The organism is Staphylococcus cohnii subsp. cohnii, assembly GCF_002902365.1.
Classification (GTDB): Bacteria; Bacillota; Bacilli; order Staphylococcales; family Staphylococcaceae; genus Staphylococcus; species Staphylococcus cohnii.
Map to the genome: position 1 here is coordinate 116,665 of NZ_PPQC01000025.1, position 26,212 is coordinate 142,876.

Genomic DNA, 26,212 nt, shown 5'->3' on the forward strand with positions numbered 1-26,212 from the left:
TGTTAATTCTACATTACAAAACGTAGAACTTATAGAGATTTAATGTAATCTTTAATGAAACGTAATGATTCTGTTATGTTTTCAGGTTGAGTGCCCCCACCTTGAGCCATATCTGGGCGGCCGCCACCTTTACCACCTACAATAGGTGCCATGTTTTTAATAATGTCACCAGCTTTTACACTGTCTGTTAATTCTTTTGGAACTGTAGCTACTAAAGATACTTTGCCATCTATGTTACTGATTAAAATTATAATAGCATCTTGCAACTTAGATTTAAAGTCATCCATTGTCTCACGAATCGCTTTTGCGTTTGCGACTTCAACTTCAGTTGCAAGTACTTTAAATCCATTAATATCTTCTACCTGATTTGTAATATCACCCATTTTCAATGTAGTGATTTCTTTATTTCTTTGTTCAAGTTGCTTAGATAATTCTTTTTCATCCACTTGCATTTGGATAACCTTGTCTAAAACTTGATCATCTGATTTCACTTTAACTTGTGCTTTCACCGCATTAAATTGTTCTTGTATTGTTTCTAAATATAAAAATGCTGATTTTCCAGTAAATGCTTCTATACGTCTCACACCAGCACCTGTACCTGATTCGCTCACTATTTTAAACAAACCTATTTCAGAAGTATTATTAACATGGATACCTCCACATAATTCAATGGAGAATGGTGCCATATTGACAACTCGAACGACGTCGCCATATTTTTCACCAAATAATGCCATCGCACCTAATTTTTTAGCTTCAGCAATAGGCATTTCTTGTATATTCACATCTATACTATTCCAAATTTCTTCATTAACTCTTCGCTCAACGTGATCTATTTCATCTTGAGTCAAAGGTCCGAAATGCGTGAAATCAAATCTTAATCTCTCCGCTTCAACAAGTGAACCTGCTTGATTAACATGATCTCCAAGTACTTCTTTTAATGCTGCATGTAATAAATGTGTTGCGCTGTGGTTCTTTTTAATATCTCTTCGTTCAACATGGTTTACACTAGCAAGCACTTCGTCATTCTTTTTAACAGTTCCAAATTGTATTTCACCTTTGTGTAAATTTTGTCCATTAGGTGCTTTGGTTACTTCAGTAACTTTGATTTCGAACTGTTCATTACTTATTGTACCTTCATCTGCTACTTGTCCACCACTCACTGCATAAAATGGCGTTTCTTTTAAAATAAAATAAATGATTTCTCCAGCTTCGGCTTCGTTTACAAAATTTCCATTATAAATGATATCAGTAATAAACGTTTTTTGATCCATGACGTCATAACCTACAAATTGACTCTCTGTTGTTATTTTTTTCAATATGTCACTTTGTACTTGCATAGATTGAGAGTTTTGACGAGCTTGTCTAGCTCTATCACGTTGTTTTTGCATTTCATCTTCAAAAGTATTCATATCAACAGAAAGGTTTTCTTGTGTTGCAATTTCTTCAGTAAGTTCGACTGGAAAACCATATGTGTCATATAATTTAAATGCATCCTTACCACTGATTTCATTTGTCGTTGATTTTGCTTTTGCAATTAAATTATTTAATATCGCTAAACCTTCTTCCAGTGTTTCATGGAAACGTTCTTCTTCCGATTTGATCACGCGTTTGATGAAATCAGCTTTTTCTTTAACGTTCGGATAATAAGGTTCCATTATATCTGCAACGATATCAACCAATTTATACATAAATGGTTCATTAATATCTAATGATTGACTAAACCTTACAGCACGACGTAAAAGTCTACGCAATACATATCCTCGTCCTTCATTTGCTGGTAATGCACCATCAGCGATTGCAAATGAAATTGTGCGTATATGGTCAGAAATGACTTTAAATGCTACAACATAAGTATCTTTTTCAAGATACTTTTTACCTGAAACTTTTTCTACTTCATTAATGATTGGCATAAACAAATCAGTTTCGTAGTTTGTACGAACATTTTGCGCTATAGATGCCATTCTTTCAAGCCCCATACCAGTATCAATATTTTTATTTGGTAATGGTGTGTACGTATGATCTTTATTATGGTTAAATTCACTAAATACTAAATTCCAAACCTCTAAAAATCTTTCATTCTCACCACCTGGATACATTTCTTCTGCAGGATCATCTTGTCCAAATTGATCACCGCGGTCATAGAATATCTCAGTATTAGGGCCAGAAGGTCCTTCACCAATATCCCAGAAATTTCCTTCTATACGAATAATTCTACTCTCTTCTAAACCTATGTCTTCATTCCATATTTTATAGGCTTCTCTGTCCTCAGGATGTATCGTTACATACAATCGTTTTGGATCCATAGCCATCCATTTTTCATTCGTTAAAAATGCCCAAGCAAATTCAATAGCCTCTTTTTTAAAATAATCACCAATTGAAAAATTACCTAACATTTCAAAAAAGGTATGATGTCTAGCTGTAAAGCCAACATTCTCAATGTCATTAGTTCTTATAGCTTTTTGAGAATTAACAATACGAGGCTTTTTAGGTGTTTCTCGGCCATCAAAATATTTTTTTAATGTCGCAACACCAGAGTTAATCCATAGTAAAGAATCATCATCTATAGGTACTAATGGTGCAGAAGGTTCAACCATATGTCCTTGTTCAACAAAGTAATCAATAAAATTCTGTCTAATTTCACTTGCTTTTAAGTTTTTCATACTTAAAATTCCTCCATCTCAACTCAAGTTATATCAGTTATTTGATAAAAAAGAAAATAAAAAACGTCCATCCTATCAAAAGGGACGAACGTTTCGCGGTACCACCCTAGTTATAAGCATTAATAATGATTACTAATTTCGCTTATCACTTTAAATAAGTATATTTATTATTTAACATAAAGTAGCTTTCAACTATGCTACCTGTACTTTTCACCAACCAGTACATCTCTTGTCGACTACCATAGTTTACTCATCTTTATGCACAATCAATTATATTGTATTTACTTTAACCTACGTTGTCAATGTTCAACAAAATCATATGGTGAAATATCTCCCATATTAATCATAGGATTAATTTTATATATATTTTCTTCTGTTAAAACAGTCGTCGAATCAAATGTATCATCAACTTCATCTTCATCATTTCGATCATCATTATTAAAATACGTTTTTAAGAACGTACAAAGCTGTGTCATTCTCACTTGACCATTTGTATTTAAACCGATTTCGAAAGCTTGTGGGTCCCCCAGAAACACCAGTGATTGCTTAGCTCTTGTTAGTCCAGTATATAATATTGGTTTTTGCAGCATTCTAAAATATTGCTTAACCATAGGCATAATAACGATTGGAAATTCGGAACCTTGTGATTTGTGAATAGACGTACAATATGCATGTGTTAGTTCCAATAAATCTTGCCTTACAAAAGTAATTTCATTTCCGTCAAAATCAACGACAATCACATCTTTATTTAAGGCATTTTCTTTTGCCCAAAATATACCAACAACCACTCCAATATCACCATTAAATATATTATCACTTGGTCTATTTACTAGTTGTAGTACTTTATCTCCTTTTCTAAAGACAACATCCCCGAATTCAACTTCACGTGTTTCTTTCTCTTTAGGGTTTAAAATTGTTTGCAATACAGCATTTAATTTTTTTATACCCGCTGAACCTTTATACATCGGAGCTAATACTTGTATATCACTCATATCATAACCTTTATTTACAGCGCTTGAAACCACCTTTTCAACTACTGAAGGTATTTGATCTGTTGAACAGTTGATAAAGTTACGATCGTGAAATCTTTGTGTAATATCGATAGGTTCACCCAATTTCATTCTATGTGCTAATTCTATGATACTAGATCCATCTTGTTGTCGGTAAACTTCAGTTAGATTCACTCTGGGGATTACTTTAGAATCAATGAGATCTTTAAAAACCTGACCTGGGCCTACAGAAGGCAATTGGTCTTCATCACCTACTAATATGACTTGAGCATCTATTGGGACGGCACTAAGGAATTGATGAAATAACCAAGTGTCGACCATTGACATTTCATCTATAATAATTAATTTCGCTGAAATCTCATTATCTAAAATATCCTCTGGTTGTGTGTCTTGGTTCCAACCTATTAACCGATGTATCGTCATAGCTTCCAAGCCCGTAGATTCTGCCAATCGTTTTGAAGCTCTACCTGTCGGGGCTGCTAATACAACTGGATAGTCATCATTTTGATAATCATCATAATCTAAAGATAAACCATGTATTTCTGCATATAATTCAACAATACCTTTAATCACAGTTGTCTTTCCTGTTCCTGGTCCGCCAGTTAACAGCATAATTTTAGTATTGATTGCAGTTTGTAACGCATCTCTTTGAGAATTTGCATATGTAACCTGATTACGTTGTTCTATTTCACCAATTTCTAATTGTAATTCAGATTGTTCTATTTCTTTTAATTTATTCGTATATGTGTAATTACGATATAAGTTTTGAACACTTTTAAGTTCCGAATAATATAAACTAGGAATTGCTATTTCACTTTCTTGTTTTACTAATTTAGTATCTTCAACAAGGACTTGAATCATATTTTCTAACTGTTGATGTTCAATCACTTCATTAGGTGGTTGCGACAACATTTCTTGTGTCATTTCTAATACAGTTTGTGTCGGCAAGTATGTGTGACCTTGCTTAATGCATTCTTCTTCTAATACATACAATAAACCAGCTTTTAAACGCTCATCATCGTTATACTGAATACCCACATTTCGTGCTAAAGTATCTGCTTTGTTAAAGCCGATACCTTTCACATCGTAAACCAATTGATAGGGTTTGTTTTCTACAATATTGAGTGTATCGCCTAAATAAACTTGATAGATTGCCATCGCGAGTTTAGGCCCAAACCCTAAATCATGTAATCGAATAATGATTTGCTCTGTTTCTTGATTACTCGCAATTTGTTCAGCGATTTGCTTTTGCTTTTTCTTTGGCAAACTAGGTACCTTTTCTAAAATAGATGAGTCATTTAAAATATCTGAAATTGCATTTTCTCCAAGTGTGTTTACAATATTTTGAGCTGTTTTTTTACCTATGCCTTTAAATAAATCACTAGATAAGTAGCTAATTATAGCTTCTTTTGTTTGAGGTAACTCTTTTTCAAACGTTTCAGCCTTTAACTGTTTACCATATTTAGGATGTGAAACGACTTGTCCTTTAAAAGTATAAACATCGCCTTCAGCAATTTCTGGAAAAAACCCTACAACTGTAGGCATAGAATCAAATTCTTCATTAGATTCTATCGTATCTACTTTTAAAACAGTATAAAAATTGTCTTTGTTTTGAAACAAGATAGCATCTACAGTACCTTTAATCATTGAATTATTAAATAATGTAGGGTTATCCATGTAATTACTCCTCCTCTGCAATTGATTTAAACGTTTTGATGGCATGTTGACTCATCAAATGTTCTGGGTTGATAGAAACTGCACGTTCAAAATATTCTATGGCGCTTTCAGTATCTTCAGTTAACATATAGGTTGCTAAACCTAAGTTATATAAAGCATCCGTATGGGCTTCATCTAATGTGAGTACATACTTTAATTGTGAAACGGCTTGTTCATACATTTCTAAGTGGCACAACACTAGTCCATACTGAAATTGTACTTCTACATCATTGCGATTATCCTTTTCAGCGGCAGTCATTAAAAAGGGAAGTGCTTCTGTAAAAGCTTCTAACTGGTTAAAAGACATACCAATCATGTAATTTGTATCTATTTCGTCCACTTTATATTGCAAGGCTTGTTGATATAATTTAACCGCTTCTTTATAACGTCCCTCATTGTAATAGACATTAGCTAAATTGTAATAAACAGCACCATTTTCTGGGTCGATGGTTAGTGCTTTCTGGAAAAATTTTTCTGCTTTATCTATTTCACCCGCTTCAGCTATTAAAATACCTGCATTGATATAGTTTTCGACTTCATTCGGGTTTGCTTCTATATTTTCAAATAGTGCTGCTAAAGCTTGCTCAAAATTACCTTGTTTTATCAGCGTATAAATTTGTTCTTGATTCATGCTATCCCTCTCTCTCAACGTCTTATTATAACATTTAAGAATGAAAAAACAGTAAAAAAGGAGTAAGTGACAAATCAAAAATTTAAATTTGATATTGTACGCTTACTCCTCAAAACATGTTCATCTATAAAACTTTATATTTAATTAACAATAAATCATTGTTATTTACTATTTGCCAAGATAATTAATTTATTTGTTTAAACAACATAACTTAATTGACCTGATGTTTTGTATACATCATCTATAGTAGCGCCACCTAGACATACATCACCATCATATAAAACAACTGATTGACCTGGAGTGATTGCGCGTACAGGTTCATCAAATGTTACGCGAATCGCATCATCATTTTCTCTTTGAACAAAAACTTTTGTATCTTTTTGACGATATCTAAATTTTGCTGTACATTTAAAGCCATTTTCTAGATCAACAGGGTTAACAAATGAAATATCTGAAGCAATCAAATAATCACTATAAAGGGCTTCATGATGAAAACCTTGTTCTACATATAAGACATTTTCATTTAAATTTTTGCCTACAACAAACCAAGGATCACCATCTCCACCAATACCTAAACCGTGACGTTGTCCTATTGTATAGTACATTAATCCTGTGTGTGTGCCTATTTTTTTACCATCTAATGTTTGCATTTCACCAGACTGTGCAGGTAAATATTGAGATAAAAATGTTTTGAAATTACGTTCACCAATAAAACAAATACCAGTAGAATCTTTTTTCTTAGCGGTAGCTAAATCTTGTGCTTCAGCAATTCTACGAACTTCTTTTTTATCAATATCACCTATCGGGAACATTACTTTTGATAATTGAGATTGTGATAATTGATTTAAGAAATAAGTTTGATCTTTATTATTGTCAACACCGCGCAACATTTCAACATGTCCATCTTCATGGCAACGTACACGTGCATAATGACCTGTAGCTACATAATCTGCACCTAACTTAAGTGCATGTTCTAAAAATGCTTTGAATTTAATTTCCTTATTACACATCACATCGGGGTTTGGTGTGCGTCCTTTTTTATATTCATCTAAAAAATAAGTAAACACTTTATCCCAATATTCTTTTTCAAAATTAACTGCATAATATGGTATACCAATTTGATTACATACAGCTATGACATCGTTATAATCTTCCGTAGCTGTACACACACCGTTTTCATCCGTGTCATCCCAGTTCTTCATAAAAATACCAATAACATCATAACCTTGTTCTTTTAATAAATGTGCTGTAACGGAACTATCTACGCCACCTGACATGCCAACAACAACACGTGTATCTTTATTTGACAACTAAACTTCCTCCTTGAATTTATGATAAATTTTGTGAATTTCAGTAACTAAATATTTTATTTCTTGTTCGGTCGTTTGTTCATTAAAGCTAAATCGTACAGAATGATTTGCTCTTGTATCATCACCATACATTGCCAATAAAACATGTGAAGGCGATGTGGAACCTGCAGTACATGCTGAACCAGAAGCTACATATATATTGGCTAAATCTAGCAAGGTTAACATGGTTTCTACATCAATAAATGGAAAATACAAATTAACGATGTGACCTGTAGTGTCTGTCATTGAGCCGTTTAACTCAAAAGGAACTGATCGTTCTTGTAATGAAACAAGAAATTGATTTTTCAAATTCATCAAATGGACATTGTTTTCATCTCTATACTGATTTGCTAGTTTTAAAGCTTCAGACAACCCTACAATTTGGGGAACATTTTCTGTACCTGCTCTTCTTTTCACTTCTTGTTCTCCACCTAATTGTGGAAACTTGACGGTTGTACCTGTTTTTATTAGTAAAACTCCGATACCTTTTGGCCCGCCAAATTTATGTGCTGTAATACTCATTGCATCGATATCAAATTCATGAAAATCTATGTCTAAGTGGCCGATTGCTTGTACCGCATCTACATGAAATATGGCATTTGAATGACTTACAATTTCATCAATATCATACATTGGTTGTACTGTACCAATTTCATTATTAACAAACATGATTGAAACGAGTATCGTCTCATCAGTTAATGCACTTTTTAATTGTTCTAACGATATCAAGCCTTCCACATCTACATCAAGGTATGTTACATCAAAACCTTCTTTTTCTAATTGTTCAAAAACATGGAGTACTGAATGATGTTCTATTTTAGTTGTAATAATATGCTTGCCTTTATCTTGATTTGCATACGCAATACCTTTAATCGCTGTATTATTAGATTCTGTTGCTCCACTTGTAAAGATTACTTCACTCGGCTTAGCATTGAGTTGCTTTGCTACGAAACGACGAGACTCATCTAAATATTTACGTGCATCTCTACCTATACTATGAATAGAGGACGGATTACCGTAATGCGTTGTATAGACTTCCATCATTTTATCTATTACTTGCTGTTTAACTGGCGTTGTAGCAGCGTAATCTGCATATACTTCCATGTTTGACACTCCTTACAAATTTATCAATGTTCCAATGATAGCACCATCTATTTAAATTTTCTAGTTGTCTGTTTCAAAATGTCCATTTTCATCTATCATTTCATATTCATCTAACAATGCTAATGTTTCGTCTACATTTGATTTTGTCATATGATTTAACGTTAAGTTGTATAATTTTTTATCTTTGATTTCCCAGTGTGTCGCTTTAAATCTAGATTGAAAATACGCATCATGTGTTACAACTAATACTTGACCGTTAAAACTTTTTATCATATTTAAAATTAAGTCCTGAGTTGAAATATCAAAGTAATTAGTTGGCTCATCTAAAATTAATAAATTGGCGCCAGAGAAATACAGTAGTACAAATTGAAATCTACTTTTCTCGCCCATAGATAATTGACCAATTGGTTCATTAATTTTTTCTTCATTAAAACCAAATGAAGCTAAAATAGTTTGTGCCTCACTTCGTAATATTTTATTTGTAGTTAATAGCATGGAAAGTGGAGATTCTGCTTCATTTAAGTTTTTGTTTGTCTGATCAAAATATCCAATTTTTAGTGAAGGCGTGATTTTTATATTTCCTTGATTTGGAAGTATCTTTTGTCTGATCATTGCAATTAAAAGTGATTTACCACTCCCATTTAGCCCAGTAATTAAAATATTTTCTTTTTGTTTCATTTCAAAATGAGCATGTTCAAATATATGATGTTCATTTATAGCAACATTGAAGTCTTCAAAATGAATTAAAAAGCGTTTGCGTAAACGATCTTGATGATTAAAGTGATAATGTTTTTGTTCATTATCTGGCTGATTTATCGTCTTCTCATTTAATTTTTCGGTCATTTGTTTTTCTTTTACTTTAGCCTTTTGAGCTAACTTACTGAGCTTCTTCTGCTCAATAGGGCTACGGACACTTGCTTTTTGTTGTGCTGAATGATGCCATGTTTGGATTCGTTGTATCGTGCGATTAAGTTCTGCTATTTCTTTTTGTTGCTTTTCGTACATATTTTGTTGTGTTTGTAACGTTAAATCTTTAATTTCACGGTACTTGGAATAATTACCATGATATTTATTCGTTTTTTCAGATGTTACTTCAATGACATGCGTCGCTGTTTGATCGATAAAATCACGCTGGTGTGATACATAAACAATCGTACGTTTTGATTTTTGAATTTTTCTAATCAGTTGTTCCAACATTTCTATATCTAAATGATTCGTGGGTTCATCCAGTAAGATCAATGGTTTGTTTGACATGAATGCTTTTAATAATGCCAGTCGTGTTTGTTGACCACCACTTAAATCTTGAATTTGTTTTTCTAAATCTTTTTCTGTTAAATTCATTTGATTCGCTTGCGTAATAATACTTTGTTCGAATTCGTAACCATTTAATGCACTATAATTAGCAATATACTTATAATTACTTTTAATCTTCTGTTTTATCTGCAGCAATTCAGGATTTATAGCCATTACATAGTCTATTCCTGTTAAGTGTTCATAAACAGACATATTTTGATGCATTAAATAAGCTTCATCTTGATATTTCATCTTTATTGCTTCTAACAATGTTGTTTTCCCTACGCCATTGTTACCAATCACTGCAACATGTTCGCCCTTATCAATTTGAATTTCTACAGAGTTAATTAATTTTTTACCAAATTTTTCAAATGGCTTTTGAACATAATAAAAAGACATACCAATTCCCTCTTTCTCAAGAGATACGATATGCCTTAACCATCCGAACATTATATATGTTAGGTATTTTCCTGATCACTTTTTATTAAGACATAATCGTATCCCATATATTACTTTTTGATTAAATAAACTGTTTTGATTGTTCTTATGAGATATATCCATTGTCTTAATAAGACCACCTAACTTTTTTTAATTTCATACAGTATAACAGTGAGCAATTTCTTACGCAAGTTTTATTTAGACTGTTATACTGCAATATATTAATATATTTAAGGAGGACATCGTGTAATGAACGATTTAAAATTATCTGCGCTTAATCTCGTTCCTATTAGAGAAGGTCAAACCGATCAAGATGCAATTAGCGATATGGTTAAATTAGCACAAAATTTAGAAGAACTGGATTATGAGAGATATTGGATTGCAGAACATCATAACGCACCTAACCTTGTCAGTTCAGCCACTGCGTTATTAATACAACATACATTAGAACATACTGCTAAAATAAGAGTAGGTTCTGGTGGTATCATGTTACCTAATCATGCTCCACTTGTTGTTGCAGAACAATTTGGGACAATGGAAACTGTATTTCCAAATCGCGTTGATTTAGGTCTAGGTCGGGCGCCAGGTACTGATATGATGACAGCGAGTGCCTTACGTAGAGATCAACACAATGGTGTTTATGAATTTCCTGAAGAAGTAGAACAACTTGCGACTTATTTCGGACCGGGTAATCAACAAACTTATGTCCGTGCATATCCAGCAGTTGGTAAAAACGTTCCTCTTTATATATTGGGTTCTTCAACTGATTCAGCACACTTAGCTGCACGCAAAGGATTACCTTATGTCTTTGCTGGGCATTTTGCACCACAACAAATGAAAGAAGCAATTGAAATTTATAAAGAACTTTTTGAACCCTCGGACGTGTTGAGCAAACCATATGTGATTGTTTGTTTAAATGCAATCGTTGCTGATACAGATGCTCAAGCAGAATATCTGGCAACGACACAGGCTCAAGTTATGGTAAGTATAACTCGAGGAAGAATGCAACCTGTACAACCACCTACTGACGACTTAAGAGGACTACTCACCCCTACTGAGTATGAAATAGCAAAACAACGTATGCAAAGTTCACTTGTTGGTTCTGAAGATACCGTCAAACAAAAATTACAATCATTTATAAATGAATATGGTGAAATAGATGAATTGATGGCTATTAGTTACATTTATGATCAGGAAGCACAACTCGAATCATATCGTAAGCTTAAAAATATGATTACAACGCTAAATTAAATATAAAAAAAGCCGAGTTCTTATGTAAGAAACTCGGCCTCTTTATATTTAAGCGAAAAAGCTTAAACTTTTAAGACAATTTTATTTTTTATCGTCTTTTTTATCATCTTTTTTATCGTCACTGCCACCAGTGAAATTATCGATTTGTTCAGATGCTTGTTTTGCTTTTTCGTTATCAGTATCTTTTAATTTGTCAGAAACGTTTTTTGCAGTTTCTTTTGCTTTATTTAAGAAATCAGCCATAATAAAACCACCTTTTTAGTATTAGTTAACGATTATTATTTTTTAAATTTATCGATAACTTCATTTGCTTTATCTTTTGCATTTTCTACTACTTCTTTGGCTTTACCAGAATTTTTATCTTCTTTGCCTTCTTTTTCTAATTCTTTATTGTCGGCTACGTTACCAACTGTTTCTTTAACGTTTCCTTTTGCTTGTTCGAATTTATTTTCATCAGCCATAAATAATACCTCCTTAGCAATGTATTAATTAAATACCACAATACTTAAGTCATAAACATTTAAAACAAACTTTTTTAAATATTTTCAATTAATGTCAAAAAATGTTTAATTAACAATGTTATTCACATCTTAAATATAGAACATATATCCATCTAAATTATTCGTTTCATTATAATCTGCTAGGTATTTCAATGTTGTATTATCTAATACTTCTCTTACTGCATCTCTCATTCTAATCCAAAGTTGTTTCTGTGCAGGAGGTTCAGAATCAATACTTTCTACGAATGTAATTGGTCCTTCTAACAAACGAATAATGTCACCAGCCGTAATTTCTTCAGCTGAAACTCTCAATTGGTAACCACCTTTTGCACCACGAACACTTCGAATTAAACCTGCATTTCTTAATGGACCCACTAGTTGTTCTAGATAAAGATCACTTAAATTATTTTCTTCAGCTATAGATTTTAACGAAACACATCCTTGCCCTTGTTTTTTGGCTAAGGATATCATTAGTGTTAAGCCATATCTACCTTTTGTTGATATTTTCATTATATAACCTCACTTAATTCGAATACTATATATTAACATTCTATCATTTTTTACGTTAAGATAATATTAGAAAGGTGTGAAAGATTGTGACGAACGAACCACTCGCTTCAAGAATGCGACCAAATAATATTGATGAGATCATTTCACAGGATCATTTAGTTGGTGACAAAGGTATTATACGCAGAATGGTCAATACCAAACGATTATCGTCCATGATTTTTTATGGTCCCCCTGGAATTGGCAAAACGAGTATTGCTAAAGCTATTTCAGGCAGTACCCAATTTAAATTCCGCCAACTAAATGCTGTAACTAATACAAAAAAAGATATGCAACTCATAGTTGAAGAAGCAAAAATGTCTGGACAAGTCATTCTATTACTAGATGAGATTCATCGTTTAGATAAAGCGAAGCAAGATTTTTTATTGCCACATCTTGAAAATGGAAAAATTGTATTAATTGGTGCTACAACTTCAAATCCATATCATGCAATTAATCCTGCTATTCGATCAAGAGCACAAATCTTTGAGCTATACCCATTAGATGAAAACGACATAAAAGTTTCTTTAGAGAGAGCTCTAACCGATGAATCACGCGGTCTAGCTTCATACAATCCAGTCATTGATGAAGAAGCGATGAATTATTTCACAACGCAAAGCCAAGGAGATGTCAGAAGTGCGCTGAATGCTTTAGAATTAGCCGTATTCAGTTCAGAAGTGATTGATAACCAAAGACATATTACATTGGAAGATGCTAAAGATTGCTTACAAAAAGGTGCTTTTGTCAGTGATAAAGATGGCGACATGCACTATGATGTGATGAGTGCATTTCAGAAATCAATTCGAGGAAGTGATGTTAATGCAGCATTGCATTATTTAGCACGTTTGATAGAAGCTGGAGACTTACCTACTATTGTCAGAAGATTATTAGTTATTAGTTATGAAGACATAGGTTTAGCTTCGCCAGGTGCTGGACAACGTACTTTAGCAGCGATCGAATCTGCTGAAAGACTCGGTTTTCCAGAAGCAAGAATTCCTTTGAGTCAAGCGGTAATTGAATTATGTCTGTCACCTAAATCTAATTCTGGAATCACTGCTATCGATGCAGCACTGTCAGATATTCGTAAAGGTCATGTAGGACAAATTCCTGATCATTTAAAAGATGGGCATTACTCAGGCGCCAAAGATTTGGGTAGAGCGATAGGCTATAAGTATCCTCATAATTATGACAATGGTTTTATACCACAACAATATTTGCCAGACAAATTAAAAAACAAAATTTACTATACGCCTAAAACAACATCAAAAACTGAACAACAGCTTAAATCTATTTTTGACAATATCAATAAGGCGCAACAAAATAAAAATTAATTTACAACCATATCAAACAACCGCGTTGACACATTACAGAAGACTACATGTGTTAAACGCGGTTGTTTATTTCTTTTATTTATCTTTGATTCTTGTTACGGGTATATCTTTTAAAATATCATTCACTACATAGCTTGCACATATTAGTCCTACAACACTGGGTACAAATGCATTTGAGGATGGTGGCATTTGGCCTTTTCTAGTTGGCGCATTTGCATCGCCAACAGTTTCTTTGACATCTTCTCTTATGACGATTGGACTTTCATCTGAGAATACTACAGGAATCCCTTTGAATATACCTAACTTTTTCAATTTACGACGTATCAATTTAGCCATTGGGTCCATATAAGTTTTAGAAATATCTGCAATCTGGAAACGTGTAGGATCTGTTTTATTTGCGGCACCCATACTTGAAATAACAGAAATACCTCTTTCGAGACATTCTTTCATAAGATGAACTTTGTAAATAAGTGTATCGCTCGCATCTAAAAAATAATCTATATCATAGTTATTAAACAAGGCTTCATAAGTTTCTTCTGTATAAAACATATGAAGTGATGTAACTTTACACTCAGGATTGATTAATTTAATGCGCTCTTCCATTAATGTTACTTTACTTTGACCAATTGTAGATGTTAATGCATGTAGTTGACGATTAACGTTCGTTATATCAACATCGTCTTTATCTATTAATATAATATGGCCTATATTAGTACGAGCTAAAGCTTCAGCTGCAAATGAGCCAACGCCTCCTACTCCTAAAACAACAACGGTTTTTTGTTTTAATAAATCTAAACCTTCTTTGCCGTATGCCAATTCATTTCTCGAAAATTGATGTTTCATTTTTAAACTCCTTATTTAGCGAATACTATTATCATAACATTTTTGATTGATGATTATTTGTAAAACAATATTTTTTGTTAATTTATAACGATATAAAAAATACGCAAGACCGAAGTCTTGCGTACCGATAGAGTCCGTGCGTGCCGTAGTTATAAATTGCTTGATCATTCGGCCTGCTATTAACAGGTGGGTGCCCTGTTTCTTGTTTTGCAAGTCCTCCTTGAGAGGCGTGTGCGCTGCAAGAAAACCTATTGGGCTCCCGGATCAAAGAGTGTTAGGCCCAAATATGAAGCAAACTTACGAACACGACAGATGACTACCTTATGCAAGTATAATAACACATTATTGGAATTTAGCAAGAATAAAGACTTGGTAAAAATTAATGTCTAATTCTTAATGATAATTCTTCTAATTGATTTTCTGATACTTCGCTAGGCGCATTTGTTAATAAACAAGTTGCAGATGCAGTTTTAGGGAATGCAATTGTGTCACGTAAATTCGTACGACCAGTTAACAACATCACTAAGCGGTCTAAACCTAAAGCAATTCCACCATGTGGTGGTGCGCCATATTTAAATGCATCTAATAAGAAACCAAACTGTTCCCTAGCTTGCTCTTCGGTAAATCCTAATACTTCAAACATTTTTGATTGTAAATCTTCATTATGAATTCTAATAGAACCGCCACCGAGTTCATAACCATTTAGCACAATATCGTATGCATTAGCTTGAGCATTTTCAGGTTCAGAATCTAATTTATTAATGTCTTCTTGTTTTGGTGCTGTAAATGGATGATGGGCAGCAGTATAACGTTTTAACTCTTCATCATATTCAAGCAATGGCCAGTCTGTTACCCATAAGAAATTTAATTTACTTTCATCAATTAAATCTAATTCTTTAGCCAATTTTAATCTTAGCGCACCTAAACTTTGAGCAACAACATTAGGTTTGTCAGCTACAAATAATACTAAGTCTCCAGCTTTTGCACCAGTCAACGATTTTAATTTTTCAACATGGTCTGCTTCAAAGAATTTAGCTATAGGGCCGTTTAAACCTTCTTCAACTACTTTCACCCACGCCAAACCTTTCGCACCGTATATATTAACAAATTCAGTTAAAGCATCAATATCTTTTCTAGTGTAATTATCAGATGCACCTTCAGCTACAATTGCCTTCACTTGTCCATCGTTATTTACTGCATCTTTGAAGACTTTAAAGTCCATGATTTCACCAAGTTCTGAAACGTTAATTAATTCCATACCAAAACGTGTATCTGGTTTATCAGAACCAAAACGTGCCATTGCTTCATTATAAGTCATTCTTGGGAATGGACGCGCCACTTCCACTTCTTTCACATCTTTTACAACTTTTTGTAACATTTCTTCGCCCATATCCATGACGTCTTCTTGATCAACAAAGCTCATTTCAATATCAACTTGTGTAAATTCTGGTTGACGGTCTGCACGTAAATCTTCATCACGGAAACATTTAACAATCTGATAATATTTATCAAAGCCACTAATCATTAACAACTGTTTAAATATTTGTGGTGATTGAGGCAATGCATAAAATTCACCTTCATGAACACGGGATGGTACTAAATAATCGCGCGCACCTTCAGGTGTTGATTTAGTTAGCACAGGTGTTTCTATATCATAAAAACCTTCACCATCTAAATACTGTCTAATTGAACGCGTTGTTTGATGTCTCATCTTAAATGTTTGTGCTAATTCTTGACGTCTTAAATCTAAATATCTATATTTTAGTCTTATGTTTTCATCCACATTTTGATTATCTTCATTTAATGCAAATGGTGGTGTTTCGGCTTTATTAATAATTTCAATCTCTGAAACTTGTACTTCAACTTGACCTGTTGCAATTTTTGGATTTACTGTTTGAGGGTCACGTTTTTTTACAATACCTTTTACTTGTACAACGTACTCAGATCTAATTGTTTCAGCTATACGCAAAGCTTCTTCGGAAAAATCTGGATTAAAGACAATTTGCACATAACCTTCACGATCACGTAAATCTACAAAGATAAGTCCACCTAAATCTCTGCGATTATGTACCCAACCTTTTAATATAACTTCTTGTTCTAATAATGATTCAGTTACTAAACCACAATATGTTGTACGTTTACTCATGATATCTTCTCCTTAATTTCTAAAATAGTTAACAAGTTCATTTAAATCAATACGTTCTGATGTTCCAGTTTCCATATTTTTTACATTAATATTTTTTTCTTCTAATTCTTGATCACCAATAACAACAGTATGTTTGGCATTCAGTCTATCAGCTTGTTTCATTTGTCCTTTAACTTTACGTTCCATATAATCTTTATCCGCTTTAACACCATTTTTACGTAAATCATTCAATAATTTTACTGCAAAACGGTCTGCTTCTTCACCCATAGTAACGATAAATAAATCAAAATCATGGTCAACATCCAAATCAATGTCTTCTTCTTCTAATGCCATTAGCAATCTTTCAATGCTAAGTGCAAAACCAATACCTGTTTGACTTGGACCATCTAGCAATTCAAGTAGACCATTATAACGGCCACCACCACATAAAGTCGTAATCGCACCTTCATAATTTGGATTATCAATCATCAGTTCAAATGCTGTGTGTGTATAATAATCTAAACCTCTTACTAAATTAGGATCTTCTTCATATTTGATGTCTAAATCGTTTAAATGCTGTTTTACTTCCTCAAAATATGCTTTTGAATCATCATTTAAATATTCTGTAATGCGCGGTGCTGTTTTCACTGCTTCTTTATCTTTATCAACTTTACAATCCAAAATTCTCATTGGATTAGTGTGCAAACGCGCTTGGCAATCCTTACAAAAATCGCCAATTACTGGTTCAAAATGTTTAACCAGCGCTTCAATATATTCTTTGCGCGAATCAATATCGCCAATACTATTAATAACTAATTTTAAATGTTTAAGACCAAATGACTGATAAATATGCATGACCATTGCTAAAATTTCAGCATCAATACTAGGATTTTCTGCACCTATGGCTTCTACACCAAATTGTGTAAATTGACGATAACGTCCTTTCTGTTTTCGTTCATAACGGAACATTGGACCATTGTAGTACAATTTAATCGGTTGGTTAGGTAATCCTTGCATTTTATTTTCTATATATGAACGTACTACTGCAGCAGTACCCTCAGGTCTCAAAGTGATACTGCGGTCGCCTTTATCTTTGAATGTATACATTTCTTTTTGAACGACATCCGTAGAATCGCCAACGCCACGTGCAAATAATTCAGTGCTTTCAAAAATAGGCGTGCGAATTTCTTCATAATTATATAATTCCATCAATTCGTCTAATTTTGCTTCTATATATCGCCATTTTTTTGTTTCGCTTGGTAAAATGTCTTGTGTTCCTCTAGGAATATTTATCATAAAACCTCTCCTTTTATACAATAAAAAGCCCCTTGCATAACTATACAGTTATACAAGGGACGAATATCCGTGTTGCCACCCTATTTGGTTGACATAGTTTATCAATAAGCTATATCAACCCACTTCATACGGATAACGTTCGTCACACGGCTTTAATTTCATAAAGCACCTCTTCTTGCGTTTTAATAACTAAACTACTAAGCATAATTTTCCAGCCTCGAATTATGTCTCTACACATTTTAAATGTTGACGTTTCATTTAGCATAGTCAAGAATAATAACGGTTTTAATATAGAATTCATATCTAATAATAACGAGTTATTGATTAATATGCAACCTTTTTATTCTGAAAAATATGCACGTAAACCATCGACAACTGCTTGTTCAACAATGTGGCGATGTAATTGATTCGTTATCATATTTTCATCAGTTGGGTTACTAATATAACCTAACTCTAGTAAAACAGCGGGAACATTCGTCTGTCTCAATACTTGGAAGTTTTCTTGTCTAGCGCCTTTATTTGTCAGTAACGCTTTCTTTTGTATGTAAATATTTAATGTTTCTGCAAGTGCTTTTTGATTATCTTGAAGCCAATAAACTGTAGTTCCATTAGCTTTAGAAGATTTTAGCGAATCATTATGTATGCTGATAAAAGCATCACCTTTAATATTACGATCGTCCAAACTAACATAACTATCTGAACTTCTCGTCATACTTACAGTCGCGCCTTCTTTTTCAAGAAGACTTTTCAATTCTTTTGCTGTTTTCAGTGTATAAACTTTTTCAGTGCTCTTCTTTTTTGTATTACTTGAAGCTCCCTGGTCACTTCCCCCGTGACCAGGATCAAGTACAATTGTTTTATCTTTAAGTGGTTTATCGTTTGCATTAGCATCTGCTTGAATATCTAGGTTTGTATGCCAACCAGCCACCCAACCTTTATCTTTATGATTACTTGATTCAACTTCAATCCATTTGCCGGATTTACCAATTTTATTATAACTTTGACCTTGATTAGCAGGTTTAATAGTAGGATATACAGCATTTGGACCTGTTCTCAAATCAGTATCTTCCGTTATATATATCGTACCCGCATCTTCATCATTGTGATTTAAAAAAGCAATGAGCATAAAAATAAATATGACAAATGCTAACGTAACAATAAGCATTGGGAAATTTTTTAAATTATGTTTATCTAGCCAAGTATTGATTGTTTTCATACGATTTTGCCATCCTGACTTTCATAAATAATTGTCACGGGGCCATCGTTGGCAATATTAACAAGCATATCTGTACCAAATTCTCCTGTTAATACATTTATGTTATAAGTGCGTAATGCCTCATTAAATTTTTCATAAAGTTCATTTGCTTTTTCAGGTGGCATTGAATTGGTAAAACCAGGTCTATTACCTTTTCTTACGTCTGCATATAGTGTGAATTGTGAGATAGAAAGAATCTCTCCACTTACTTGCTGTAAATTCAAATTAAGTTTGCCATTCTCATCTTCAAACAATCGGGCATTCACTATTTTTCTTACTAATGTATCAATGTCCGCTTCAGTAGACGATTTACCTACTCCAACAAGCAAACAAAAGCCTTTATTAATTTTATTATCTATTGAACCATTAGAAACGGATGCTTCTTTCACTCTTTGAACAATAATCCTCATGTGTATTTCACCTCTAATTCCAAACTCTTGTTACTGTGTAAACATCTCCAAGTTGTTTAATCTTATCAACAACTTGATAGACTTCATTTACATTTTTCACCATAACACCAATATTAATGATTGCATTTTTATCAATATCTGAACGACCAGAAACTTTAACTAAGTTACTTTTAGTGGAATTAACGGCTTGTAAAACTTCATTTAATAATCCATTTCGGTCATAAGCGGTAACTTCTAAGTCAACTTGATAACGTTGTGTCGCATCTTTAGAGCGTACCCATTCAACACTAATTAATCTGTCTTTTTCATTTTTGATATTAGGACAATCCGTGCGATGCACCTTAATACCATGCCCTTTAGTGATATATCCAACAATATCATCACCAGGGATTGGATTACAACATTTTGATAATTTAATCAGTACATTTTCAATTCCCTCGACGTATACGCCACTATCTGTAGTGATGTCGTCCTTAATTGGCACAGATTTTTGTACTTCTTGTACTGAATTTAATGCTTTTTGTTTGTCTTGAATGCGTTGCTTTTCTGTTAATTTATTAACAATTTGTAACGCTGTAACACCACCAAATCCTACTGCGGCAAATAAATCTTCTTCATTAGAGAAATTATATTTATCTTTTACGACTTCAATATTATCATCCGTTAAAACTGCATCTACACGGAACCCTTGGTCTTTTATTTCTGCTTCGACCATAAACTTACCTTTTTCAATATTAGAAGAGCGATCTTGTTTTTTAAAGAAACTACGTATCTTACTTTTAGCACTAGAAGATTTAACAATTTTTAACCAATCGCGACTTGGACCATAAGAGTGCTTACTTGTTCTGATTTCAACGATATCACCAGTATTGAGCACGTAATCTATCGGCTCAATTTTTCCGTTAACCTTAGCACCAATCATTTTGTTTCCTACTTCGCTGTGTACAGCATATGCAAAGTCAATTGGAACAGCACCATAAGGTAATTCTATTACATCACTTTCTGGCGTAAAAGCATAGACTTTATCACTTTGTAAATCAAATTTTAATGTTTCCATAAACTCTTCTGCATCGGTGGTAGTACTATCCGTTTCAGCGAGTTCTTTAATCCAATTTAATTTTTTATTGAAATTTTGTGTTTTTTCAGTAACTTTTTTGCCTTCTTTATATGCCCAATGCGCTGCAACCCCGTGTTCTGCAATTTCATGCATTTCATAAGTTCTTATTTGAATCTCTAAAGGATCGCCATTCGGTCCAACAACCGTTGTATGTAAAGATTGATACATGTTTTGCTTTGGCATAGCGATATAATCTTTGAATCTACCTGGCATGGGTTTCCATAGTGTATGCACAAGACCTAGTACTGCATAGCAATCATTTATTGAATTAACGATAATTCGTATGGCTAACAAATCAAATATTTGGTCGAATTGTTTCTTTTGTTTAACCATTTTTCTATAAATGCTATATATATGTTTAGGCCTACCATTAATATCGCCAATTATATTCATTTTTTCCATGTCTGAATCTATGCGATTAATAGCATTTTGTATATATTCTTCTCGCTCACTTCGTTTTTTCTTCATCAAATTAACAATTCTGAAATATTGCACACTATCAATATATCTCAGTGCTGTATCTTCTAATTCCCATTTAATCGTATTAATCCCTAACCTATGTGCCAATGGTGCATAGATTTCTAAAGTTTCTTTTGATATTCTTATTTGTTTTTCTCTTGGCATTGCTTTCAGTGTTCTCATATTATGTAATCGATCCGCTAATTTTACTAGAATAACACGCACATCTTTTGCGATTGCAATAAATAACTTGCGGTGGTTTTCTGCTTGTTGCTCTTCTTTGGAACGATATTTCACTTTTTTAAGCTTCGTCACACCTTCTACGATTATGGCAATTTCTTCATTAAACATGCCTTTTACATCATCAAACGTATAAGGTGTGTCCTCAATCACGTCATGTAAAAAACCTGCAACAATGGTTGGGCCATCTAAATGCATTTCAGTTAAAATCCCAGCTACTTGTATGGGATGCATAATATATGGTAAGCCATTTTTTCGAAATTGACCTTCGTGTGCCTCATAAGCTAGATGGTAACTCTTCAATACATACTCATAATCTTCTTTTGACAAATATGATTTTGCTTTGGATAATACTTCGTCCACACTGTATGGATATTCATTGTTCACTTAAGACACCCCTATACTAAATATTAATCACGATTAGATACCCAGTATTATTTTATATCGATTGTAACGTATTTTTACGCTATTAGGTCAAATTATGTATAATAGTTATATAATACTACATGTTATTAAATAAATAAATGCGTACATAAGACAATTGGCAAAATGTAGCTGAATTTTAATTTTTTAATTCAAGCAAAAGATAATTTAAGTTAACGAATCATATTACTATTTTATAAATATAAAAAGATTTCAGGACATAAATGTCTCTGACTAAACAAAAAACGATAATTTCTATTGAAATAGTGTAGAAATTGTCGTTTTCTTTTTTATCAAATAGTGTAGCTCATTGAACTACTATTCTCCATACATTCAATGCCATTAGGACAAATCCTTATTCTCTTTTGACTTTGTCTATCCCTCAAACTGACATTCGAGTGAAACCCAAAATAGCCTTCATGAATCCAAAACTGGTTCTACATCAATTTTTCTTTGACTGTAGATTCTTTAGCCTCTGGTTCTGAAAGCTGCTGATTAATTTGAGATTTAAAATACTCTCACTTAAAATACTTCATTATCTTCTTATTAGTTTTTGAATTGCTTTTCATACATCAATTTTTAAGTGGACATTTTAAACAATCATCACATTCGTAACATTTGAGTCATGTTATAATCTTTACACATAAGGACCTCGTTAATTTGGTTTAGTAGTGTTTATTAAATTATACGAAAGGGTCTTACTTTTTGAATAAAAATGCAAATTGTACTGATTTTGTAGCGTTCTGACGCCCGGGGGCATAGTATGAGCGAGAGACTACAGGCTCGAGCCATATCCCCACGCAAGCATGCACGATCAAAATCGGAAGATTTTAAATATAAAGAGGGCAAATCCATTGTTAAGGATTTGCCCTCTTATTTTAAGAATGGGGAGTTATGTCCCAGTCTCTATAAAATTTCTTTAATTATAAATGTGATTATTCATCGTATGAAATTAAACTCATTACGTCGTAATCTTTAATTTTTTCAATACCTTTTAAATATTTTAATTCTATAATAAATGCAATACCTACAACAATACCACCTAATTGTTCAACTAACTTAATAGCCGCTTCAATCGTACCGCCAGTAGCTAATAAATCATCTGTAATTAGCACACGTTGCCCTGGTTTAATTGCATCTTTGTGCATGGTTAATACATTTGTACCATACTCCAAATTATACTCAAAACGAATGACTTCTCTAGGAAGTTTGCCTTCTTTTCTCACTGGTGCAAAGCCAATACCCATGGAATATGCAACAGGACAACCAATGATGAATCCTCTAGCTTCCGGCCCTACAACTACATCAACGTCTCGTAGTTTTGCATATTCAACTATTTGATCCGTGGCATAACCATAAGCTTCGCCATTGTCCATTATTGTTGTAATATCTTTGAAGTTAACACCTGGTTGTGGCCAGTCTGATACTTCAGATACATATTGTTTTAAATCCATACAAACTTCCTCCTATTATTCTACCAATTCATCCTTTATCCATTGCTTCAAACGATTAAAATCCTCATAAAGCAATAACTTTTCAACTTCAATTCTATCGATACGACTTTGATAATATTTACTTGAAGCAATATCACGTTTTGTTGAAACATTATTTAATTTAATTATACCATTTTCAACTTGAATAAACTCTAAATCTAAGAAAACTTTCAAGATAAATTTAAGTATATGTGGTTGAATGTTTAAAAATTTACTTAATTGTACACCTTCATTAGCTAAATTTGTTTCTTTTTTAGCTGCAAGTGCTTTAAAACATTGTTTAAATGTTTCCATTTTTGGCATACCTTCAAAGTATATTGATCTATCATGATTTAACACGAGATAAATTTGAGATATATCAACTGTTTTTAATGTTGTTTTTAAATCATTAATGGATGTTGGCAAATCTCTAAAGACGTATTTTTCATACTTATTAATAATTTCATCACCATAATAGTGATAATTTTCACCTAACTTTTCACTTCTTTGATGAATCAAGTAAGCAACATTCTCAGTATCTGCATTTAAATCATTTACTTTGTTTTTGCTTCTATAATCTAAAATCTGTAAATTATGACTTGCTAAATCTTCAATCATAAATTGAGGAGATTGAAATCCATTCCATTCATTAATTTGTAATGTTCCAATTACATTGATAGGTTGTTGCACACCCAATTCTTTTACTAAGTGACCGCTTTGCCAAAAGATTGCTTGTAATTGACTTTCTCCAATAACGAGTTTTAAGTGTTTTTTTTCTTGACCAATACCCTTTACTTGTTGAACAAGGACGTCTTGTAATTCGAAGCACGGACTAGTGAAGTCAGTACCAAATGGTCGCAATCTTTGAATATCTTTAATATTTTGTATAGTAATATCACCTTCTGAAATAGTTACATCAACTTTTTTACGTGGTTCAAGTGAAGTTGTTTCTGCTAATTGTGCCATCCATTCATTTAAACTATTCTGTAACGGTTGAATATTTTCTATAGGCATTGTAACCCCAGCTGCCATATGGTGGCCACCAAATTTCGTGATTAACTGTGAATAATCACTTAAAATTTCAAACATTGATACTTGATCAATGCTTCGAGCTGAACCTTTTGCGTGGTTTTGGGCTTCATCAATATTTAAAATTAATGTTGGAAGACTGTAAGTTTCAACAATTCTTGACGCTACAATACCAAGTACGCCTTCATGCCAATCTGTTTGAGCTAACAGTAAGAATTTTGAGCCTTGCTGTACTTGTTCTTCTGCCATTACAAGTGCTTCTTCAGTAATTTGAGAAACGATATCTTTACGTTCTTGATTAAAAAATTCAACTTGTTCAGCTAAAAACATAGCTTCATCTTCTGTTTCAGTCATTAATAACTCTGCAGCTAGCGCAGCATCCTCTAAACGTCCTACAGCATTTAATCGTGGTCCTATAATAAATCCAACAGTTTCTTCATTTATTTCGTCATTATAACCAGCTTGGTTTAAAATAGCTTTTATTGATGGCGGACAATATTTATTTAATGCCGCTAAACCATTTTGAACCAGCGTTCTATTCTCATCCGTTAAAGATACTAAATCAGCAATTGTTCCAATAGCAACCAAACCAAGAAAATGAACTGGTGGTTCATCCAATAAACATTGAGCCAACTTATAAGCAACACCTGCACCACACAGATATTTAAATGGATATTCAAACTCAGGATGCATTGGATGGACAATCGCATATGCATTAGGCATTGTTTTACCAATTTCATGGTGGTCTGTGACAATAACGTCAACACCTAGGTCTTGAACCATTTGTATTTCATCATGCCCTTGAATACCATTATCCACTGTTATAATTAATGATATCCCTTCATCATAAGCATTTTTAAAAGCCAATTCATTTGGCCCGTAACCTTCAGAAAAGCGATTCGGTATATACCAACCTACATGAGCACCAAGTTCTTTCAATGTAGACACCAATATAGTTGTTGAAGTGACACCATCCGCATCATAATCTCCATATACTAAAATCTTTTGGTTTTGATCTATCGCTACATTGATACGCTCAACAGCTTTATCCATATCACTCATCTTCCAAGGATCATGTGTAATTTGAACCCCTTCTAAAAGATTTCGAATATCAGTTTCATCTGTTATACCTTTACTTTCCAAAACTTTTTTTACAATAGGAGTTAGCTTTAAATCTGTTGCAATATTTTCTGCTATTTCAACTTCAGGTAATTTAACGTCCCAATTATATTTTGATTTAATCATACTATCCTCCCTCATTTCCACAAGCAATTATACAAAAGAATTTGAAAAATAAAAAGTGGTAACCTTTATTTCAAACATGCTTAAAACTTAATACGATTTTGCATCGTGTTGACGCCCGGGGAAATGATATGAGCGAGAGACTTCAGGCTCGAGCCATATCCCCAGGCAAGCATACACGGTCAAAATCATAAATATTAACAATAAAAAAGGACCAATTCTTTATTACTTATTATTTCAAACTAATTCATATTATTAAGTTTTCAAAATAAGAACATCATTAATTTATTAGGATTAATGAATTGTTTCAAATGAGCCTTTACTTTTATATCTTGAGAAATATTTCAAACAATTTTGCATCGTGCTGACGCCCGGGGAAATGATATGAGTGAGAGACTACAGGCTCGAACCATATCCCCAGGCAAGCATGCACGATCAAAATCGTAAATATTAACAATAAAAAAGGCTCCCT

General features: G+C 33.1%; 19 protein-coding genes, 1 other RNA gene and 1 pseudogene. 2 read left to right on the forward strand and 19 right to left on the reverse strand.

Going from position 1 to position 26,212, the window contains the following annotated elements; genetic code table 11:
* Positions 1 to 29 precede the first annotated feature (29 nt).
* The 6 genes from alaS to sal all read right to left on the reverse strand — a co-directional run bounded on the left by alaS (position 30) and on the right by sal (position 10,162).
* Positions 30 to 2,660, reverse strand: a complete 2,631-nt coding sequence (gene alaS, locus CD032_RS05245; RefSeq protein ID WP_046467732.1) for an alanine--tRNA ligase — start codon at positions 2,658 to 2,660, stop codon at positions 30 to 32.
* 299 nt (positions 2,661 to 2,959) lie between these two features.
* The gene (gene recD2 / locus CD032_RS05250; protein ID WP_040030023.1) at positions 2,960 to 5,347 is read right to left on the reverse strand and encodes an SF1B family DNA helicase RecD2; all 2,388 of its coding nucleotides are present in this window, start codon (positions 5,345 to 5,347) and stop codon (positions 2,960 to 2,962) included.
* 4 nt (positions 5,348 to 5,351) lie between these two features.
* A complete protein-coding gene (locus CD032_RS05255; protein ID WP_040030022.1) occupies positions 5,352 to 6,017 on the reverse strand; it encodes a tetratricopeptide repeat protein in 666 nt (221 codons plus the stop codon).
* 197 nt (positions 6,018 to 6,214) lie between these two features.
* Positions 6,215 to 7,327: a tRNA 2-thiouridine(34) synthase MnmA gene (gene mnmA / locus CD032_RS05260; RefSeq protein WP_103211243.1), complete on the reverse strand. Its 1,113-nt coding sequence runs from the start codon at positions 7,325 to 7,327 to the stop codon at positions 6,215 to 6,217.
* Positions 7,328 to 8,470: a cysteine desulfurase family protein gene (locus CD032_RS05265; RefSeq protein WP_019469418.1), complete on the reverse strand. Its 1,143-nt coding sequence runs from the start codon at positions 8,468 to 8,470 to the stop codon at positions 7,328 to 7,330.
* Positions 8,471 to 8,530: 60 nt separating this feature from the next.
* Entirely contained in the window at positions 8,531 to 10,162 is a 1,632-nt protein-coding gene (gene sal / locus CD032_RS05270; protein WP_019469419.1) for a Sal family ABC-F type ribosomal protection protein, read from the reverse strand.
* A 288-nt stretch (positions 10,163 to 10,450) separates the two neighbouring features.
* Here sal and CD032_RS05275 point away from each other — a divergent pair, with 288 nt between their 5' ends.
* On the forward strand, positions 10,451 to 11,452 hold the full coding sequence (locus tag CD032_RS05275) for an LLM class flavin-dependent oxidoreductase (protein WP_103211244.1): 1,002 nt from the start codon (positions 10,451 to 10,453) through the stop codon (positions 11,450 to 11,452).
* Positions 11,453 to 11,533: 81 nt separating this feature from the next.
* On the opposite strand, the gene CD032_RS13070 is transcribed toward CD032_RS05275, so the two are convergent.
* From CD032_RS13070 to cymR, 3 genes are all read right to left on the reverse strand, one after another.
* Positions 11,534 to 11,695 (reverse strand): hypothetical protein, encoded by a 162-nt coding sequence (locus CD032_RS13070; protein WP_019469421.1) that lies wholly within the window; start codon positions 11,693 to 11,695, stop codon positions 11,534 to 11,536.
* 35 nt (positions 11,696 to 11,730) lie between these two features.
* Positions 11,731 to 11,913 (reverse strand): CsbD family protein, encoded by a 183-nt coding sequence (locus CD032_RS05280; RefSeq protein WP_040030019.1) that lies wholly within the window; start codon positions 11,911 to 11,913, stop codon positions 11,731 to 11,733.
* 129 nt (positions 11,914 to 12,042) lie between these two features.
* Positions 12,043 to 12,462: a cysteine metabolism transcriptional regulator CymR gene (cymR, locus tag CD032_RS05285; RefSeq protein WP_019469423.1), complete on the reverse strand. Its 420-nt coding sequence runs from the start codon at positions 12,460 to 12,462 to the stop codon at positions 12,043 to 12,045.
* Between the two features lie 86 nt (positions 12,463 to 12,548).
* Between cymR and CD032_RS05290 the strand changes: the two genes are divergently transcribed.
* Positions 12,549 to 13,829: a replication-associated recombination protein A gene (locus CD032_RS05290; protein ID WP_103211245.1), complete on the forward strand. Its 1,281-nt coding sequence runs from the start codon at positions 12,549 to 12,551 to the stop codon at positions 13,827 to 13,829.
* Positions 13,830 to 13,904: 75 nt separating this feature from the next.
* Here CD032_RS05290 and CD032_RS05295 read toward each other — a convergent pair whose 3' ends face one another.
* The 10 genes and pseudogenes from CD032_RS05295 to recJ form a co-directional block, all read right to left on the reverse strand.
* The gene (locus CD032_RS05295; RefSeq protein WP_019469425.1) at positions 13,905 to 14,672 is read right to left on the reverse strand and encodes a tRNA threonylcarbamoyladenosine dehydratase; all 768 of its coding nucleotides are present in this window, start codon (positions 14,670 to 14,672) and stop codon (positions 13,905 to 13,907) included.
* 127 nt (positions 14,673 to 14,799) lie between these two features.
* Positions 14,800 to 14,990: non-coding RNA, 6S RNA (gene ssrS / locus CD032_RS05300), on the reverse strand.
* Positions 14,991 to 15,051: 61 nt separating this feature from the next.
* Entirely contained in the window at positions 15,052 to 16,818 is a 1,767-nt protein-coding gene (aspS, locus tag CD032_RS05305) for an aspartate--tRNA ligase (protein WP_019469426.1), read from the reverse strand.
* 12 nt (positions 16,819 to 16,830) lie between these two features.
* Positions 16,831 to 18,093, reverse strand: coding sequence for a histidine--tRNA ligase (hisS, locus tag CD032_RS05310; protein WP_103211246.1), 1,263 nt, complete (start codon positions 18,091 to 18,093; stop codon positions 16,831 to 16,833).
* A 340-nt stretch (positions 18,094 to 18,433) separates the two neighbouring features.
* The gene (locus CD032_RS05315; protein ID WP_019469428.1) at positions 18,434 to 19,309 is read right to left on the reverse strand and encodes an N-acetylmuramoyl-L-alanine amidase family protein; all 876 of its coding nucleotides are present in this window, start codon (positions 19,307 to 19,309) and stop codon (positions 18,434 to 18,436) included.
* Positions 19,306 to 19,758, reverse strand: a complete 453-nt coding sequence (dtd, locus tag CD032_RS05320; protein WP_019469429.1) for a D-aminoacyl-tRNA deacylase — start codon at positions 19,756 to 19,758, stop codon at positions 19,306 to 19,308. Before dtd ends, CD032_RS05315 begins: the two co-directional genes overlap by 4 nt.
* Before the next feature lie 13 nt (positions 19,759 to 19,771).
* Positions 19,772 to 21,961, reverse strand: coding sequence for a RelA/SpoT family protein (locus CD032_RS05325; protein ID WP_019469430.1), 2,190 nt, complete (start codon positions 21,959 to 21,961; stop codon positions 19,772 to 19,774).
* A 217-nt stretch (positions 21,962 to 22,178) separates the two neighbouring features.
* A pseudogene (locus tag CD032_RS13345) lies at positions 22,179 to 22,617 on the reverse strand (transposase); the annotation flags it as partial.
* A gap of 315 nt (positions 22,618 to 22,932) precedes the next feature.
* On the reverse strand, positions 22,933 to 23,451 hold the full coding sequence (locus tag CD032_RS05330; RefSeq protein WP_019469431.1) for an adenine phosphoribosyltransferase: 519 nt from the start codon (positions 23,449 to 23,451) through the stop codon (positions 22,933 to 22,935).
* 15 nt (positions 23,452 to 23,466) lie between these two features.
* Entirely contained in the window at positions 23,467 to 25,743 is a 2,277-nt protein-coding gene (gene recJ, locus CD032_RS05335; protein ID WP_019469432.1) for a single-stranded-DNA-specific exonuclease RecJ, read from the reverse strand.
* Between the last annotated feature and the right edge of the window lie 469 nt (positions 25,744 to 26,212).

Bases quoted from the DNA above. Each gene is read 5' to 3' on its own strand.
- alaS (WP_046467732.1), bottom strand. From the start codon at position 2,660: ATGAAAAACTTAAAAGCAAGTGAAATTAGACAGAATTTTATTGATTAC.
- recD2 (WP_040030023.1), bottom strand. From the start codon at position 5,347: ATGGATAACCCTACATTATTTAATAATTCAATGATTAAAGGTACTGTA.
- CD032_RS05255 (WP_040030022.1), bottom strand. From the start codon at position 6,017: ATGAATCAAGAACAAATTTATACGCTGATAAAACAAGGTAATTTTGAG.
- CD032_RS05265 (WP_019469418.1), bottom strand. From the start codon at position 8,470: ATGGAAGTATATGCAGATTACGCTGCTACAACGCCAGTTAAACAGCAA.
- sal (WP_019469419.1), bottom strand. From the start codon at position 10,162: ATGTCTTTTTATTATGTTCAAAAGCCATTTGAAAAATTTGGTAAAAAA.
- CD032_RS05275 (WP_103211244.1), top strand. From the start codon at position 10,451: ATGAACGATTTAAAATTATCTGCGCTTAATCTCGTTCCTATTAGAGAA.
- CD032_RS13070 (WP_019469421.1), bottom strand. From the start codon at position 11,695: ATGGCTGATTTCTTAAATAAAGCAAAAGAAACTGCAAAAAACGTTTCT.
- CD032_RS05280 (WP_040030019.1), bottom strand. From the start codon at position 11,913: ATGGCTGATGAAAATAAATTCGAACAAGCAAAAGGAAACGTTAAAGAA.
- cymR (WP_019469423.1), bottom strand. From the start codon at position 12,462: ATGAAAATATCAACAAAAGGTAGATATGGCTTAACACTAATGATATCC.
- CD032_RS05295 (WP_019469425.1), bottom strand. From the start codon at position 14,672: ATGAAACATCAATTTTCGAGAAATGAATTGGCATACGGCAAAGAAGGT.
- aspS (WP_019469426.1), bottom strand. From the start codon at position 16,818: ATGAGTAAACGTACAACATATTGTGGTTTAGTAACTGAATCATTATTA.
- hisS (WP_103211246.1), bottom strand. From the start codon at position 18,093: ATGATAAATATTCCTAGAGGAACACAAGACATTTTACCAAGCGAAACA.
- CD032_RS05315 (WP_019469428.1), bottom strand. From the start codon at position 19,309: ATGAAAACAATCAATACTTGGCTAGATAAACATAATTTAAAAAATTTC.
- dtd (WP_019469429.1), bottom strand. From the start codon at position 19,758: ATGAGGATTATTGTTCAAAGAGTGAAAGAAGCATCCGTTTCTAATGGT.
- CD032_RS05330 (WP_019469431.1), bottom strand. From the start codon at position 23,451: ATGGATTTAAAACAATATGTATCTGAAGTATCAGACTGGCCACAACCA.
- recJ (WP_019469432.1), bottom strand. From the start codon at position 25,743: ATGATTAAATCAAAATATAATTGGGACGTTAAATTACCTGAAGTTGAA.